The organism is Terriglobales bacterium, from assembly GCA_035454605.1.
Classification (GTDB): Bacteria; Acidobacteriota; Terriglobia; order Terriglobales; family Acidobacteriaceae; genus DATMAB01.
In genome coordinates, this window is record DATIGQ010000132.1 from 1 (window position 1) to 15,924 (window position 15,924).

Genomic DNA, 15,924 nt, shown 5'->3' on the forward strand with positions numbered 1-15,924 from the left:
CCGTAACGGCACGCCGCAGGATACCGACCTGGTGTTCGACGTGCGCTTCCTGCCCAATCCGCACTTCATCCCCGAGCTGCGTCCGCTCACCGGTAAGGACCCGCGCGTGGCCCGCTACGTGCGCAGCTTTCCGCAGACGAAAGAGTTCATCGCCCGCATCTCCGACCTGCTGGTCTACCTGCTGCCGCACTACGTGCGGGAAGGGAAGAGCTACCTGACTATCGGATTCGGGTGCACCGGCGGCCAGCACCGCTCGGTGATGATTGCTGAGGACGTTCGGCGGCGTCTGGCCGCCGCCGGGTATCGCACGCGAGCTACCCACCGCGACCTACCGCGCTAGCCTCCGGAAACTGGGAACGGAAAACTGGGAACCCTATAGAATGAGCTAGTTTGCTTATGCCGGACACGTCCCTTTCCGGAGCTCTATGCGCCAGCTGATGCGCCTGCTGCGCTACGTCGCGCCTTACGGGCTCCACGTGCTGGCGTCGGTGCTGCTGATGGCCGCAGTCGGGCTGCTGGATGCCTTCCGCGTGTTGCTGGTAGGCCCCATCTTCGACCGCGTGCTCAACCCGGGCTCGCGCTCGGCGGACGTGGCGCTGTTCACCGTCCCGGGCACGGACCGCGTCATCCACCTGCAGCAGTTCGTGCCGGAGCATTTCCACAACGTCTGGACTATCGTGGCGTTCTCCCTGGTGGCAGCCACGCTGCTCAAAGGAATCGCCGACTACGCCGGCACCTACCTGGTGAACTACGCCGGCTTCGGATTGATCACCGACCTGCGCAACGAGCTGTACAACGCCATCGTGCGGCGCTCCGCGGGATTCTTCCAGCGGCATTCCACGGGCACACTGCTTTCGACCATCGTCAATGACGTGGAGCGGGTGCAAATCGCCATGTCCACCGTGCTGGCGGAATCCCTGCAACAGCTCTTTATCCTCATCTTCACCGCCGGCGTGGTGGTGTTGCTGGGCGGGAAGCTGGCCTGGGTGCTGGTGCTGTTTATCCCTTTTGTGATCGTTTCGGCGTCGCGCATCGGCAAGCGGGTGCGCCGTACGACGCGTACGGGCCAGGACAAGCTGGCCGAAATCCACAACCTCTCCCACGAAGCCATCACCGGCAACCGCATCGTCAAGGCGTTTGGCATGGAGTCGTGGGAGATCGGCCGCTTCCGGGGCGCGGCCTCGCGGCTGTTCCGCGCCAACCTGCGTTCCGTGCGCGCCGCTGCGCTCAGTTCGCCGCTGATGGACCTGATCGGGGCCGTGGCCATCGCCCTGCTCCTGCTGCTCGGCCGAGACCAGATCAAGAGCCAGGCCTTCACCGCCGGCACGTTCCTGGCGTTCCTGGTCGCCGTCTTCAAGCTGTACGACCCGGTACGCAAGTTCGCCCTGTACCACAACCAGTTCCAGCAGGCGCTGGGCGCCTCTTCCACGATCTTCCGTTTCCTGGATGACGAGGATGAGGTTCGCGAGCAGCCACAGGCGCGACCTCTGCCGCCGTTCCGGAACAGCGTTCGCTTCGAGCATGTGGGCTTCAACTACGGCTCGAACGGCGAGGAAGCGCGGGCCGTGCTGAATGACGTGTCCATGGAAGTACGCGCCGGAGAGGTGGTGGCCATCGTGGGCTCGAGCGGCGCCGGAAAAAGCACGCTGGTGCACCTGATCCCGCGCTTTTTCGACGTCACTTCCGGCCGCCTGCTGATCGACGGCCACGACGTGCGCGAGGTCACGCTGCACTCGCTGCGCGCGCAGGTGGGGATCGTGACCCAGGAGACCATCCTGTTCAACGACACGGTACGCAACAACATCGCGTACGGCCAGCCGCACGTTTCGCTGGAGCGCGTGCAGGCGGCCGCGCGCGCCGCCCTCGCCCACGACTTTATTTCCGCCATGCCGGAGGGTTACGACACGGTGATCGGTGAACGTGGCCTGCGGCTTTCCGGCGGCGAGCGCCAGCGACTGGCAGTGGCCCGCGCGTTGCTGAAGGACGCTCCCATCCTCATCCTGGACGAGGCGACGTCGGCACTGGACACGGAGAGCGAGTCTTTGGTGCAATCGGCGCTACATAACCTCATGGCGGACCGCACCGTGTTCGTGATTGCGCATCGCCTCTCCACCGTGCGCCGCGCGGATCGCATTGTCGTGCTGGAGAACGGCACCATCACCGATAGCGGCACGCACGAGGAACTGATGAATCGGCTCGGCACCTATCGCCGCCTCTACGAACTGCAGTTCGTGGACGCGGACCCGCCGAGCGTCACGACAAGATCATGACCAAGCGAATCGCATTGTGGCGTTGCTGACCATGCCCATCCGCTCCATGACGGGTTTTGCGCAGGTCCGGGGACAGGCCGGTGAGCAGGGCGGATTCACGCTCTCCCTGAAGTCGGTGAACCACCGCTTCCTCGACCTGCACCTGCGGTTGCCTTCGGACCTGGATTCGCTCGAGGTTTCGCTGCGTCGCCGCCTGAAAGAACGCGTGGCGCGCGGTCACATCGAGCTGGTGCTCTCCCTCGACCGCGTCAGCGCGGGCGGAATGACGGTGAACCGGGAGCTGGCGGGCGGATTCATCCGGGCGTTCCGCGACGCCGCGCGCGAGTTCGGTCTCTCCGGCGAACCCGACCTGAACACCATTCTGCGGCTGCCGGGAGCGCTGGTGCCCGCCCAGGCCGCGGGGGATGGGTCTCTGGAAGGTGCGACGCTAAGAGCCTTGGAAGAAGCCGTCGGACGGCTCGACGAAATGCGTCTGGAAGAAGGCGGCGGCATCGAGCGCGAGTTGCGGGAACGCGTCGGGCGCTTGCGCGCGGCCAACTCGGAGATGGAATCACTACGGACCGCCGTTTCCCGCGCCTGCTTCGAGAAGGTCGAATCGCGGATGCGCGAACTCATCGGCAGCCACGCCGACCGCGAGCGTATCCTGCAGGAAGCCGCGCTGCTGGCCTCCCGCAGCGACATCCAGGAAGAGATCGTGCGCATGGAGACCCATATCCAGCACTTCCTGGCGCTGCTCGAGCAGGGCGGCGAGGCCGGCAAGAAGCTCGACTTCCTGCTGCAGGAAATGAATCGCGAAGCCAACACCCTGCTTTCCAAGACCTCGGGAGTCTCCGGCGAAGGCCTGCGCATCACGGAACTCGGACTGGTGATGAAGTCGGAGATCGAGAAACTGCGCGAGCAGGTGCAGAACGTCGAATGAGCGTGTTCATCATCTCGGCGCCTTCCGGTTCGGGGAAGTCCACGCTGGTCACCGAGCTGCGCAAGAACGTTCCCGGCCTGGAATTCTCCATCTCCTACACCACGCGCTCGCCGCGCGGCAGCGAGCAGAACGGCCGCGAATACTACTTCGTGACGCGGGAGGAATTCGAGCGCATGCTGTCGGGTGACGAATTCCTGGAGCACGCCCAGGTCTTTGGCCACTACTACGGGACACACCGGCGCTTCCAGCGCGAAGCCGACGCGCGCGGCCACGACCTTCTGCTCGATATCGACGTGCAAGGCGCGCGCCAAATGAAGGAAAAGATCCCGGAGGCGGTGAGCATTTTCGTGCTGCCTCCGTCGCGAGAAGAACTGGAGCAGCGACTGCGCCGCCGCAGCCAGGCGGAGAACATGCGCTCCGAGGAAGTGATCCGGAATCGCCTGGAAACTGCCACGCGGGAGATTGAGAATTACCCCGGTTACGACTATATTCTCATCAACGATCGCCTGGAGCAGTCCATCGATGCTTTGAAGGCCATCGTCCTGGCGGAGCGCCTGCGCAGCCTGGGCACGCCCCTGGGGACGGACGAACAGGAGATCGTGGAAACGGCCGAGCGCTACCGCCAGGCGCACGCCGGCGAACAGCTCAAGCGGGTCCTGGCGACGTTTGCTTTGCCGGCATCGGACCGGCGCTGACCACTACGAGAAGCGACTGAGGGCAAATCATGGACGGATTCGACAGCAACTACCGCTACGTTCTGGTGGCCGCGCGCCGCGCGCGCCAATTACTCTCCGGCGCCCGGCCCATGGTCGAGACCCCCACCCGCAAGCCTTGCCGCGTCGCTATGGAGGAGATTGCCGCGGGCAAGGTGGCCTACGTGGTCGGCGAGCCCAAGGCACCGGCGGAGACCGCGGGCGAAATCCTCGATCCGCCAGCTGGTCCTAGCTAGTCCGTCGCGCGCGCGCTTTTTCTCGGCTGCGCTACAATCAAAGCTATGAAGGTAGTGCTGGGTGTCTCCGGCGGCATCGCCGCCTACAAGGCGGCGGAGGTCGTCCGCCTGTTACAGGAACGCGGGCTGCGCGTGCAAGTGGTGATGACGCGCGCCGCGCAGGAGTTCGTGCGCCCGCTCACCTTTGCCGCGCTTTCCGGCGAGAAGGTCATCACCGACATGTTCGGCGCGGGCACTGAGGAGCCCAATATTGATTCCGCGGTCGAGCATATTGCGGTGGCACAGTCGGCGGACGCGCTGCTGGTGGCGCCGGCCACGGCTGACATCCTCGCCAAGTTCGCCAACGGGCAAGCCGACGATTTCCTGACCACGCTCTTCCTCGCCACAACGGCGCCAGTGGTCGTTGCCCCGGCCATGAACGTCAATATGTGGGAGCATCCGGCCACCCGCGCCAACGTGGAGAAGCTGCGCGAGCGCGGCGTGCGCGTGGTGGAGCCCGACTCCGGCTATCTCGCGTGCGGCATGGTCGGTCCGGGACGCCTGGCGGCCAACGAGACCATTGTCACGGCCGTACTCGAGGCGCTGGGCGCCGTGCCTGACCTGACGGGTGAGACCGTGCTGGTCACCGCGGGCCCCACGCGCGAGCCCATCGATCCGGTTCGTTTCCTCAGCAATCGCTCCAGCGGACGCATGGGATACGCGCTGGCCGAAGCTGCGCTGCGCCGTGGCGCGCGCGTCATTCTGGTGACGGGTCCGGTGGCGCTGGACCCGCCTTCCGGCGCCGACGTGGTGCGCGTCGAGACGGCGGCGGAGATGCGCGCGGCTGTCCTGGAGCGCTTTGCGGAATCCACTATCGTCATCAAGTGCGCGGCCGTCAGCGATTACCGCCCCAAACAGGTGGCTGCGGAGAAGATCAAGCGTTCCGGAGACCTGTCGCTCGAACTGACCCCCACGGCCGACATTCTTGCGGAACTCGGCCGCTCCCGCACTTCTCAGGTCTTGGTTGGTTTTGCGGCCGAGACTAGTGACGCGCTGGAGAACGCGCGTCGCAAGCTCGAATCGAAGGCGGTGGACGTCATTGTGGTCAACGACGTCTCCCGGCCGGGCGTGGGGTTCGATTCCGAACGCAACGCGGTCAGCATCCTTGGCGCTGACCATCAGGTCGACGTGCCAGAGACCTCCAAGTGGGAGGTAGCGCACCGCGTGCTCGACGCCGTCGTCCGACTGAAGCAGCGCCGCCGCGCTCCGGCCGAAGCCGGGCGCTGACATGTCCGGCCGCCCTCTGGCAGACCCGGAACTGCGCCGCGCCCTGCGCGCCCGCCTCGGCTTTTATCGGGAACTCGGGATTTACGACCTCTATCGCCGTCCGGCGCCGGGTGCCGCGAATCAGGCGAAGGCGCACGGCGCGACGCAGCAGACCACAGAAGAAGCGACCGCGCCGGCGGAGTCGCCTCACGCCAGCGCCGCGGCGCCGATGCCGGACGCATCCCAACTGGCGTTGCTCGACGTCGGCAGCGGCGCCTTGGCTCCCATCCGCCGAGCGGAAGATCCTGCGGCGCTGCTGCGGCTGATCCGCGACGACATTGGAGACTGTACGCGCTGCCGGTTGCACCAGGGACGCAAGAACATCGTTTTTGGCGTGGGGAATCCGCGCGCGGATCTCATGTTCATCGGCGAGGGGCCGGGCGCCGATGAAGACGAGCAGGGTGAGCCGTTCGTCGGCCGCGCCGGGCAGCTCCTGAACAAAATGATCGAAGCCATGGACCTCAAGCGCGGAGACGTCTATATCGCTAACGTCGTCAAGTGCCGCCCGCCGGGCAACCGCACGCCGGAGCGCGATGAATGCGACACCTGCTCGCCGTTCCTCAATCGCCAGATTGAAGCCCTCGCGCCCCGTGTCATTGTCGCGCTGGGCGCGGTCGCCGCCCGCACCCTGCTCGAAGTCAACCAGTCTATGGCCGCGTTGCGCGGGCGCTGGCACGACTACCGTGGTGTCCCGCTCGCCGTCACCTACCACCCTGCATTCCTGCTCCGCGATCCTCGCCAGAAAAAGGAAGCCTGGAAGGACCTGCAGATGGTGATGCAGTACCTCGGCCTGAAGGCGAAAGGGCGCACCGGATTGGATGCGCAATAGCCGTAAGCAAGACTCCTTTCGGGCGCGGTCACCAAATCACTTCCATCTTCACGGCTGAGTTAAGCTGTCGGTAGCCCTGATGCCCTCCTTCTGCGACGTCGCGCTGCCCGTGCCCCTCAATACCACCTTCACGTATCGCCTGGCGGCGGACGGGCAGACTCCGCCGGTAGTCGGGGGACGCGTCCTGGTTCCGTTCCGCAGCCAGCGCCTGGCGGGCGTGGTGACATCACTGCACGACCAGCCGCCGTCGGTTGAGGCCAAGACGGTGCTCGATGTCCTCGATGCGGAGCCCGTTCTCGATGCCGACTTGCTGCGCCTGGCGGATTGGATCGCCAGCTACTACCTGGCGCCCCTGGGCGAAGTGTTTCGCACCATGCTGCCGCTGGCAGCGGAGGTCAGGCGCGAGGTCGTGTGGAACATCGCCGAGGCCGGTTTGACCGCTCTGCATGAATCAGCGCAGCGGGGCTCGTCTGCGCGCTCGCGTCGCACTCCCGACGAACAGATGGCCGAGTACCGCGTGCTCGATTACCTGGCGGCGCATGAGTCCGCCCGCGAAGCCTCGCTGCGCACGGCCACCGGCGCCACACGCGCACTGCTCGAAGGAATGCTGCGCAAGAGGTGGCTGGTGCGCGAGGACGTCTCGGCAGCCCGCGATGCCCGACGGCTGCGACGCATCGCGCTGCTGCATGAGGTGAGCGGAAAGCTCAATGCCAACCAGAAGACGCTGGTGGAGACGCTGGCCGCAGCCGGGGGCCGCCTGCCCGTGGATGCGTTACGCGACCTCGAGGTACCGAGAACGACGCTGGGGACGTTGGTGCGCCGCGGCGTCATCGAGTTGCAGCAGGAGCCGGAAGATTTCCGGCTCACGCGTGTGCCCGCCACGCACAGCGCCGACTGGGAGTTCAACCGCGAGCAGCGTGAAGCGCTGGAAAAGATCGAGGCTGCCTCGCGGGCAGGGAAGTTCTCGGTCACGCTGCTCTACGGCGTCACCGGCTCCGGGAAGACCGCGGTGTACCTCGCGGCGATGCAGTCAGTGCTGTCCGCGGGCGGCTCCGCGCTGCTGCTGGTGCCGGAGATCGGGCTGACGCCGGCCGCAGCCGCCAACCTGGCACAGGTGTTCGGCGACGACGTGGCGTTGCTGCACTCGGCGCTCACGCTGCGCGAGCGCGCCGAGCAGTGGCATCGCATCCGCGGTGGGCAGGCGCGCATCGTGGTGGGGACGCGCTCGGCGGTATTCGCGCCCCTGCGTGACTTGCGCCTCATCGTGGTGGATGAAGAGCAGGATTCTTCTTACAAACAGGAGGAGGCGCCACGCTACCACGCCCGCGACGTGGCCGTGATGCGCGCCAAGTTCCTGGACGCCGCCGTGGTCATGGGCTCGGCCACACCTTCGCTGGAGTCGTTCTACAACGCGCAGCAGGGAAGATATTCGCGCCTCGAACTGCGCCAGCGCGTGGAGCAGCGCCCCCTGCCCGAGGTCGAAGTCGTGGACATGCGGGCCGAGTTCAAGGAGACCGGTGAAGACCAACTGTTTTCCCGCACTCTGCTGGCCGAGGTGCGCCAGCGCCTGGAGCGCGGCGAGCAGGCCATGGTGCTGCTCAACCGCCGTGGCTATTCCGCCGCCGTACTGTGCCGCGCCTGCGGAAAGACGGTCGAGTGTCGCAATTGCGCCATCGCCCTCACCTTCCACAAGCGCATGAACCGCATGGTCTGCCATTACTGCGGACATCAGCAGCCTGTGCCCCGCGTCTGCCCGCAATGCGGCAGCGACTACGTTTATTTCCTGGGCTCGGGGTCAGAGAAACTGGAGGAGCGGCTGCACGCGGCGTTTCCCACGGCGCGCATCGGGCGCCTGGATCGCGACACGGTGCGCGGACGCCACGACTTCGAGCGCATCCTGGCCGCGTTCCATGCCGGCGAATTCGACCTGCTGGTGGGCACGCAGATGATCGCCAAGGGACACGACGTCCACGGGGTCACGCTGGTCGGCGTGGTGGGCGCCGACTTCGCTCTCGGCTTTCCCGATTTCCGCGCCGCCGAGCGCACCTTCCAACTGCTCACCCAGGTGGCGGGGCGCGCCGGCCGCGGCTCCACGCCCGGCCGCGTCGTCCTCCAGACCTATTTCCCCGAACACTATGCCATCCAGTTTGCCGCCCGGCATGACTACGAAGGCTTCTTCGAAAAGGAACTGCGGTTTCGTCGCTGGATGCGCTACCCGCCGTTCACCGCCGTCGCCAACGTCCTCCTACGAAGTGACAAGTTGGAGCGCGCCTTGCGCTGGGCCGGTCTGCTGGGGAGATGGTTCGAGAGCACGGCGAAGTCGCGTCCGGCTGACTTCCGCGTGCTCGGCCCCGCAGCCGCGCCCATCCTGCGTCTGAAGCGCGACTACCGCTATCACTTCGTACTCAAGTCCGCCAGCCGCAAGCGGCTGAATGAAACCTTGCGAGCGCTCATCGCTTACGCCGACGCGCAGAAGATCCCGCGCACGAACGTCATTGTGGATGTGGACGCGTTGCAGTTGCTGTAAGGCGATGCCCGGCTCAGCCGCCGGGTGGAGCGAACAGCAGTTCGCGAAGGGAGCCCCCGGCGAAGGGCGCGGGGATGAACGTGAGCAACAGGATGAGCAGGCCAAAGCGGGCGAGCCGCTTGCGCCCGGGAGAGAGTTCGGGGAATTCCTGCACCTGGGGATGACGCGTTCCGGTAATGAGCAGGATAAGCGCCCACAACAGCCACCCGGTCCACCAGTAGTAGCTCATCGGGATCAGCAGTGCAGCCACCAGTCGCGAAAGGTTGCGATGGAGCCGCGGCGAGAGCGCGTACACAATGTGCCCGCCATCCAGCTGGCCTCCGGGAATCAGGTTCAGCGCCGTGGCAAACATGCCCACCCAGGCGGCGACGGCAATAGGGTGAAAGTAGATGTCACGCAACAAGGAAGAGCCGCCTTGCAGGTCCGAAAGCGGGAGCACCGCCCATAGCAGGTCGAAGATAGCCGGGTAGCCAAACTGCAGCTCCGACTGGCTTACCACCTGGGGAGCGTCGCGGGAGAGCATCATGCCAAGGGCCAGAGCCGGCACCGCGACCAAGAAACCAGCGATAGGCCCGGCGATGCCGATGTCGAACAGCGCCGTGCGCGTGCGGATGGGCGAACGGATGCGAATGAAGGCCCCAAACGTTCCGATGATGGTGGGCGCGGGAATGAAGAAGGGAAGGGTGGCATACACGCGGTTGCGCACGCAAAAGACGAAGTGGCCCATTTCGTGCGCCAGCAAAATCAGGAGCAAAGTGACCGAGAACGGCGTGCCCATCAGCAGGCGCGACGGTTCGCTCAACGCCCAGGTGACCGGGAAGAAGTCTTCCTCTTCGGAGTACGCGGGCCGGTTGCGGTTGAAGTTGTGCTGCAGCCGCGCTCCCACAATCAGAGTGGTGAAGGTGGTGGCGAGGAAAAGCAGCAGGTGCAGCCAGATGCGGCGCCGCGGCCGCGGCGGCGGAACGAAGATCACCTCATGAGGGAAGCGAGGCAGTTCCGGAAGCGAGGCTGTGGGCGGAAGCGGCTCAGACATGCGAGCAGTCCGTGGAGGAGCGGCAGCCGCCGGGCCTCAATCGATGGACTGCAGCTCCTTGCCGGGCTTGAAGCGCACCGCCTTGCCCGGCGGGATGCTGACTTCGGCGCCGGTCCGCGGGTTACGCCCGATCCCCGTCTTGCGCGGACGGACGCTGAACACGCCGAAGCCGCGCAGCTCGATGCGGTCGCTGTTCGACAGCGCCTTCTTCATGGCATCGAAGACCGTTTCCACCGCCAGCTCTGCCTTGGTCTTGGTGATGCCCGTCTTGGCCACGACTTCGTTGATGATGTCGAGTTTAATCACCAGCCGCCCCCCTGCGCCCCGCACAGGTACGCTCGATCGTTTTCTACAGCGTGCGTCCTAAGGCGCGGATAGTAAAGGACATAGCGGCCATTGTCAACGTCCGTTTTCACGCATAAGATGGCCGGGCAATCAGGAGAGCGAATGGCAATCAAGAGCGACCGCTGGATCCGCAAGATGGCGTTGGAGCAGGACATGATCAATCCCTTCGCCGAGAAGCAGGTGCGCGACGGGGTGGTTTCCTACGGACTGTCCTCCTACGGATACGACCTCCGCGTAGCGGACGAGTTCAAGATCTTCACCAACGTGATGTGCTCGGTGGTGGATCCGAAGAATTTCGACGAACGCTCGTTCGTGACCGTGCGTGCCGACTGCGCCATCATCCCGCCCAACTCGTTCGCCCTGGCGCGCTCGGTGGAGTACTTCAAGATCCCGCGCGACATCCTAACGGTGTGCGTGGGCAAGAGCACTTATGCGCGCTGCGGCATTATCGTGAACGTGACCCCGTTCGAGCCCGAGTGGGAAGGATTCGTCACCCTGGAGATCTCCAACACCACCCCGCTTCCCGCCAAAATCTACGCCAACGAAGGGCTGTGCCAGATCCTCTTCTTCCAGTCCGATGAGGTCTGCGAAGTGAGCTACAAGGACAAAAAGGGAAAATACCAGGCACAGAGCGGGATCATGCTGCCGCGCCTGTGAGGCGGACCTACCCCTGGTCGTCGTTCTCCGAGTTCTCCGACTGCTTGAACAGGTACTTGATGGCGGGCTTGTAGATGAGCAGGTTGGCTTCGCCATTCCCGCGATGCAGCTTGATGCAGCGCTTGTCATACCACTCGATGACGCCCTGAATCCGTTCGCCGTCCCGCAACACCACCACGATGGGCGTGCGCGTCTGCATCTGCTTCTGGTAATAGAAATTTTCGGCGTGCGTCTGCTCCGGCGGCGACTTCCGGGGCCCGGGGTTGGGCCGGGCCGCCGATGCGGCGCGCTCGTGGCGGGGAACGATGGGCATGTCCCGGCGCGCCAGCGACGGGCGGATGAGCTTGCGGTTGGCGAAGTCGGATTCGGCGGCAATGCGGGCCGCAGTGTGGTCGACGGGTTCCTTGCTCATCGAACGCTCCAAATCCGGTGATCCAGCGGGAGCCGGTCACCAGGGCTGGCCCTGGAACACGACACCGCCCTGTCGGGTCTTGCTGAAAGTCGTGAATGGTGGCGGAAAGTCGGGTCCCGGGAGTTTCCGTTAACGTAACACAGCCCGGCAGAAACTGACAATCGCCCGTCCCCGGGCGGCAGAATTCAGTCGCGCTCCAGGGCGGTGGCGAAGGCGTCGAGCGAAAGCGAGCGCAGAAGGTTGCGCCGCATGCCCGCTTCCACCTGGTCGAGTTCCTGGGCGGCCGCGGCCAGCCAGGCGAAGTCCACCGGGGCTGCCAGGCGTTCCAGGCGCGCGGCGATATCGGTGTTGCGGACCAGTTCGGGTGTGCCCGACTTCAGAAAAAGCATGTCCTCCAGGACGGAATAGAGCGTGCGCAGCAGCCGCGCCGTCTTTTCGCGTCCGTCAGCGCCGCCGCGATAGGAGTCCGTGACCTTGAAAAGAGCACTGTGGTCGTGGCTCTCCAGCGCAGAGGCCAGCAGGGACAAGGCGTCGTTGCGGGCCTCGACGTAGGCGGCAAGGTCGAAGGAGCGGGCGCGTCCGACGGCCCCTTCGGAAAGCCGCGCCACCAGCGCCCGCTGCTTGGCGGTCCACTTGGGTTGTGCGCCGTCCAGCCACGCTTCCATCTCGGCGACCGGGAGCGGCGACAGTCGGACGGAGAAGCAACGTGAGCGCAGCGTAGGCAAGAGCTCGCCGGGATTTTCCGCCAACAGGATGAGCGTGGCGAATTCCGGCGGCTCCTCCAGGACCTTGAGCAGCGCGTTGGCAGCCTCACGCATGAAAGCCGAGGTCGTGAAGACATAAACGCGCTCGCGTCCGGCGGCGGGACGGAAGTACACGGTCTCGGTGACGCGGCGCACCTGGCCTACCTTGATCATCATCTGGGGCGGATCGGGCGGGACGATGGTAACGTCGGGAAACGTTTGCAGGAAAAGACGGGCATCGCGCTTGTCGGCTTCCCGCAGCCCCTCACGCGCCTCCACCGCTTCGGCGAAACAGGTGTCGAAGTCGTCGGCCTGGGCGATGCGCCGGCAGGCAGAGCATTCTCCGCAAAAATCAGGAAGGCCGCCGGTCTGCGGAGCGCGCTCGCAGTTCATGGCCTTGGCGAGCATCTGGGCGAGCGTGTACTTGCCGGCGCCCGCGGGGCCGTGCAGGATGATGCTGTGCGGGAAGCGGCCGCGCGCCAGCATCTCGCGCAACGTCCGTACCGCTTCTGCGTTTCCGTAGAAGTCCTGGAAGCCCATGGCACTCACGCCGACTTGGCGGCCAGCAGACGCTGGCGCACCGTCTGGACGATCTCCGCGTGGACGGTCTCGATGGGACGGCGGGCATCCATGACCACGACGCGGCCGGTTTCTCGCCGGGCGATGGCGAGATAGGCGTCGCGGACGCGCTGGAAGAAGGCACGGCTCTCCTGCTCGAATCGGTTCTCGTCCAGCGCAGCGGTTGCGACGGCGGCATCGGCCACGCGCCGGTTGCGGCGGCGGGCGCGCTCTACGCTGGCGGCCACGTCGGAGTCCATGAGGATGGTGAGGTCGGGCTGCAGGTCGCCGCAAAGGATGCGATGCAAGGCAAGCACGGGTTCGGCACCCAGGCGGCGGCCCCCGCCCTGGTAGGCTTCGGTGGAGTCGGTGAAGCGATCGCAAAGCACGAAGCGGCCGGCTTCGAGCGCCGGGCGGATGACCTCCGCGATGTGCTGGGCGCGGGCCGCGAACATCAGCGCCATCTCCGCCCAGCCAGAAAGCCCGGAAGTGTGGGAATCGAGCAAGACGCCGCGGATGCGCTCACCAATGGGCGTTCCGCCGGGCTCGCGTGTCTCCACCACGTCATGCCCGTCCGCGCGCAAGACCTCCGCGAGCTTCGCCAGTTGCGTGCTCTTGCCGCAGCCGTCAAGCCCTTCGATGGTGATGAACTTGCCGCGCGCTCGCTTGCGGGTCACGGCGGAATCATAACATCCGCTTCAGGTGTCGGTTTTCAGGTGTCAGGAAAACCGCAATCAGCAGTCGGCTTTGCCGGAGGAAACAAGCAGGGCAGCGTCCTCATCCTCCAGCATGAAGGCCAGCGGCTCCTGAGCGCAGTTCCAGACGGGAGCGAACGAGCGGCGGTGCAGCGGAGAAGGCCCAACGCGGCGCAGGCTCTCGAGGTGCTGCGCCGTGCTGTACCCCTTGTTGGAAGCCAGCCCGTACAAAGGGAACTGCGCGTCCAGCTCGCGCAGGATGCGGTCGCGCTCCACCTTGGCGAGGATGGAAGCGGCGGCGACGGAGGCGCAACGGGCGTCGCCGTGGATGATGGAGCGCTGCGGACAGTCGCAATCGAGGCGCATGGCGTCCACCAGAAGAAAGTCGGGCGCAGGGGAGAGCTGCAGAACTGCGTCGCGCATGGCGAGACGTGAAGCCTGATAGATGTTGATCTCATCGATGCGGGCGGCGTCCACGGCCGCCACGGCGAAAGCCACGGCACGCCGGCGGATGACCTCTGCGAGTTCCTCGCGGCGGTCTGCGGATATGAGCTTGGAATCACGCAGGCCCCGAATGGGACGCCCGGGATCGAGAATGACCGCGGCCGCCAACACCGGCCCAAAGAGCGCGCCGCGTCCGGCTTCATCCACGCCGGCTACCCGTTGCGCGCCGGTGGTCCAGGCCTGCCGTTCGAAGCGGAGAGTGCAGCGTAGTTTCTTCAGCATGCGCAGCTTGAGCGCGGCGGGAGAAAGTTCCTTGGAAACGGCCGACGGCCTGCGTACGTGCATTGCGCAGGAGTTTGGCGCGGAACGGAGGAGGGTGCAAGGAGAAAAGATGAGGAGTTTTCCTCAAGCGAGGAGGGCGCGGCCGCAATCGGCCGCGCCCCGTCGGTTACTCGACTTCGCGCAAGCGGGCGGACTTGCCCCGGAGGGAGCGCAGGTAGAACAGCTTGGCGCGCCGGACCTTGGCGGAGCGCACGACATCGATGCGATCGATGACCTTGGAATTCACCGGGAAGATGCGCTCTACACCCTGGCCAAAGCTGATCTTGCGCACGGTGAAGCTGGCCTGCGGGCCGCGGCTGCGCGCGATGACGATGCCCTCAAACGCCTGCAGGCGCTCCTTATCGCCTTCCTTGATCCGCACCTGCACGCGCACGGTGTCGCCGGGGACAAAAGACGGGATGTCGGTGCGCTGCGTCTTGGCGTTGAACTTGTCGAGCACGGGATGGTTTGACATGTCGTTCCTTCCGTTCGAGACAGCCGCTAGCGGCTGCGCTTCTATGATTTCCCGGACCGGATCTCAGCCAGCAGATCGCGATCCTCTTGGTTCAGGGCGACCGACTCCAGCAGTTCCGGCCGGTTGCGCCAGGTTTTTTCCAGCGCCCTGCGGCGGCGCCAGCGGCGAATCTCTTCATGGTGCCCGGAGATCAGGATCTCCGGCACCGCCCATCCCTTGTACTCCGCCGGCCGCGTGTAGTGCGGGTAATCCAGCAACCCGCCCGACGCGCAGGTCGAACTCGGACCCGCGGAAGCCACGGCTTCGGCGGCGGTGAAACTTTCCTGGCGCGCGGAAGCCTCGTTGCCCAACGCGCCCGGCAGCAGACGCGTCACTGCGTCCACCACCACGGCGGCCGCCAACTCGCCGCCGCTTAGCACGTAGTCGCCGACCGAAAGCTCGCGGTCGGCCAAATGCTCCGCCACGCGCTCGTCCACGCCCTCATACCTGCCGCAGAGGAGCACCACACGCTCCAGTCCGGCCAACTCCGCCGCCAGGGACTGATGGAACATGCGCCCCTGCGCCGAGAGCAGCACCACCGATTCCCTCACGCGCGCGGCCGCTCGCTCCGCTCGCGGCGCGATGCCCAGCGATTCCGCGCACTCGAACAGCGGCTCCGGCTTGAGCACCATGCCTTCACCGCCGCCGAAAGGCCGGTCATCCACGGTACGGTGCCGGTCGTGCGCGAAAGCCCGCAAATCGTGAATCGCGATCTCGACCAGGCCGGCTTCGCGCGCCCGGCGCACGACGCCGTAATCCATCGGCCCGCGGAAAAAGTCCGGAAAGATGGTCAGGATATCGAACTTCATGGGGCATCTTTCCGCGTCTTTTCCGCTTTCGCGCTGATTCTCTACCGCTCGCCTTCCTTCTCTTCCCGCGAGAGCGGCTTCTCCAGGTCCAGCAATCCTTCCGGCAGCGTCATCTCCAGGCACCGCTCCTCGAGGCTCATCCTGCGCACGTACTCGGCGGCGAAGGGGATCAGGAACTCCCTTCCCGCGGCCCGCACCACCAGCAGCGGCGCATCGCCGGCCCCGAACCGGACTTCGTCGATGGTGCCGACCACCACGTTCCGGCTCACGTCCATCACGCTGCAGCCCACCAGGTCGCTGACGTAGGCTGCGCCGGGGGGCAGCGAAGCGCGCTCCTCGAACGGCACCTGCAGTTCGCAGCCGGCAAGCTGTTCCGCGTCGCTGATGGAATCACAGCCGCGGAACTTCAGCACCATGCGGCCCTTGTGCGGCCAGGCCGCTTCGATCTCCCGTTCGCTTCGCGAACCGTCCTGCCCGAGCACATACAGGCTCTTGCGCCGGGCCAGCCGCTCCGGGAAGTCGGTGGACAACTCGGCGGCGACTTCACCCTTCCTGCCCTGGGCGCGAACCACGCGAGCCACGGTGACGTATGCG

The 15,924-nt window shown here is 65.7% G+C and carries 18 protein-coding genes; 9 read left to right on the plus strand and 9 right to left on the minus strand.

Annotated features, from left to right (window positions below):
• From VLE48_09375 to priA, 8 genes are all read left to right on the plus strand, one after another.
• The coding region (locus VLE48_09375; GenBank protein HSA93207.1) for an RNase adapter RapZ at window positions 1-340 on the plus strand (340 nt) is incomplete at its 5' end.
• 85 nt (window positions 341-425) lie between these two features.
• Window positions 426-2,270 (plus strand): ABC transporter ATP-binding protein, encoded by a 1,845-nt coding sequence (locus tag VLE48_09380; protein ID HSA93208.1) that lies wholly within the window; start codon window positions 426-428, stop codon window positions 2,268-2,270.
• 16 nt (window positions 2,271-2,286) lie between these two features.
• Window positions 2,287-3,189: a YicC/YloC family endoribonuclease gene (locus VLE48_09385; protein HSA93209.1), complete on the plus strand. Its 903-nt coding sequence runs from the start codon at window positions 2,287-2,289 to the stop codon at window positions 3,187-3,189.
• A complete protein-coding gene (gmk, locus tag VLE48_09390) occupies window positions 3,186-3,884 on the plus strand; it encodes a guanylate kinase (GenBank protein ID HSA93210.1) in 699 nt (232 codons plus the stop codon). The genes VLE48_09385 and gmk overlap by 4 nt, the downstream gene beginning before the upstream one ends.
• 29 nt (window positions 3,885-3,913) lie before the next feature.
• Window positions 3,914-4,138 (plus strand): DNA-directed RNA polymerase subunit omega, encoded by a 225-nt coding sequence (gene rpoZ / locus VLE48_09395; protein HSA93211.1) that lies wholly within the window; start codon window positions 3,914-3,916, stop codon window positions 4,136-4,138.
• Between the two features lie 45 nt (window positions 4,139-4,183).
• On the plus strand, window positions 4,184-5,404 hold the full coding sequence (gene coaBC, locus VLE48_09400; protein HSA93212.1) for a bifunctional phosphopantothenoylcysteine decarboxylase/phosphopantothenate--cysteine ligase CoaBC: 1,221 nt from the start codon (window positions 4,184-4,186) through the stop codon (window positions 5,402-5,404).
• 1 nt (window position 5,405) lies between these two features.
• The gene (locus tag VLE48_09405; GenBank protein HSA93213.1) at window positions 5,406-6,272 is read left to right on the plus strand and encodes a uracil-DNA glycosylase; all 867 of its coding nucleotides are present in this window, start codon (window positions 5,406-5,408) and stop codon (window positions 6,270-6,272) included.
• A 79-nt stretch (window positions 6,273-6,351) separates the two neighbouring features.
• Window positions 6,352-8,799: a primosomal protein N' gene (gene priA, locus VLE48_09410; GenBank protein HSA93214.1), complete on the plus strand. Its 2,448-nt coding sequence runs from the start codon at window positions 6,352-6,354 to the stop codon at window positions 8,797-8,799.
• Between the two features lie 13 nt (window positions 8,800-8,812).
• Here priA and VLE48_09415 read toward each other — a convergent pair whose 3' ends face one another.
• Both VLE48_09415 and VLE48_09420 read right to left on the minus strand, forming a co-directional pair.
• Complete coding sequence (locus VLE48_09415) at window positions 8,813-9,832, minus strand: site-2 protease family protein (GenBank protein ID HSA93215.1); 1,020 nt, start codon at window positions 9,830-9,832, stop codon at window positions 8,813-8,815.
• Window positions 9,833-9,868: 36 nt separating this feature from the next.
• A complete protein-coding gene (locus VLE48_09420) occupies window positions 9,869-10,138 on the minus strand; it encodes an HU family DNA-binding protein (GenBank protein ID HSA93216.1) in 270 nt (89 codons plus the stop codon).
• A 141-nt stretch (window positions 10,139-10,279) separates the two neighbouring features.
• Here VLE48_09420 and dcd point away from each other — a divergent pair, with 141 nt between their 5' ends.
• Entirely contained in the window at window positions 10,280-10,834 is a 555-nt protein-coding gene (gene dcd / locus VLE48_09425) for a dCTP deaminase (protein HSA93217.1), read from the plus strand.
• Between the two features lie 7 nt (window positions 10,835-10,841).
• On the opposite strand, the gene VLE48_09430 is transcribed toward dcd, so the two are convergent.
• From VLE48_09430 to rimM, 7 genes are all read right to left on the minus strand, one after another.
• The gene (locus tag VLE48_09430; GenBank protein ID HSA93218.1) at window positions 10,842-11,246 is read right to left on the minus strand and encodes an RNA chaperone Hfq; all 405 of its coding nucleotides are present in this window, start codon (window positions 11,244-11,246) and stop codon (window positions 10,842-10,844) included.
• Window positions 11,247-11,431: 185 nt separating this feature from the next.
• Window positions 11,432-12,529: a hypothetical protein gene (locus tag VLE48_09435; GenBank protein ID HSA93219.1), complete on the minus strand. Its 1,098-nt coding sequence runs from the start codon at window positions 12,527-12,529 to the stop codon at window positions 11,432-11,434.
• A 5-nt stretch (window positions 12,530-12,534) separates the two neighbouring features.
• On the minus strand, window positions 12,535-13,224 hold the full coding sequence (tmk, locus tag VLE48_09440; protein HSA93220.1) for a dTMP kinase: 690 nt from the start codon (window positions 13,222-13,224) through the stop codon (window positions 12,535-12,537).
• 57 nt (window positions 13,225-13,281) lie between these two features.
• A complete protein-coding gene (locus tag VLE48_09445; protein HSA93221.1) occupies window positions 13,282-14,031 on the minus strand; it encodes a ribonuclease HII in 750 nt (249 codons plus the stop codon).
• A gap of 103 nt (window positions 14,032-14,134) precedes the next feature.
• On the minus strand, window positions 14,135-14,482 hold the full coding sequence (rplS, locus tag VLE48_09450; protein ID HSA93222.1) for a 50S ribosomal protein L19: 348 nt from the start codon (window positions 14,480-14,482) through the stop codon (window positions 14,135-14,137).
• 41 nt (window positions 14,483-14,523) lie between these two features.
• The gene (trmD, locus tag VLE48_09455; GenBank protein ID HSA93223.1) at window positions 14,524-15,330 is read right to left on the minus strand and encodes a tRNA (guanosine(37)-N1)-methyltransferase TrmD; all 807 of its coding nucleotides are present in this window, start codon (window positions 15,328-15,330) and stop codon (window positions 14,524-14,526) included.
• Window positions 15,331-15,371: 41 nt separating this feature from the next.
• Entirely contained in the window at window positions 15,372-15,911 is a 540-nt protein-coding gene (gene rimM, locus VLE48_09460; protein HSA93224.1) for a ribosome maturation factor RimM, read from the minus strand.
• Between the last annotated feature and the right edge of the window lie 13 nt (window positions 15,912-15,924).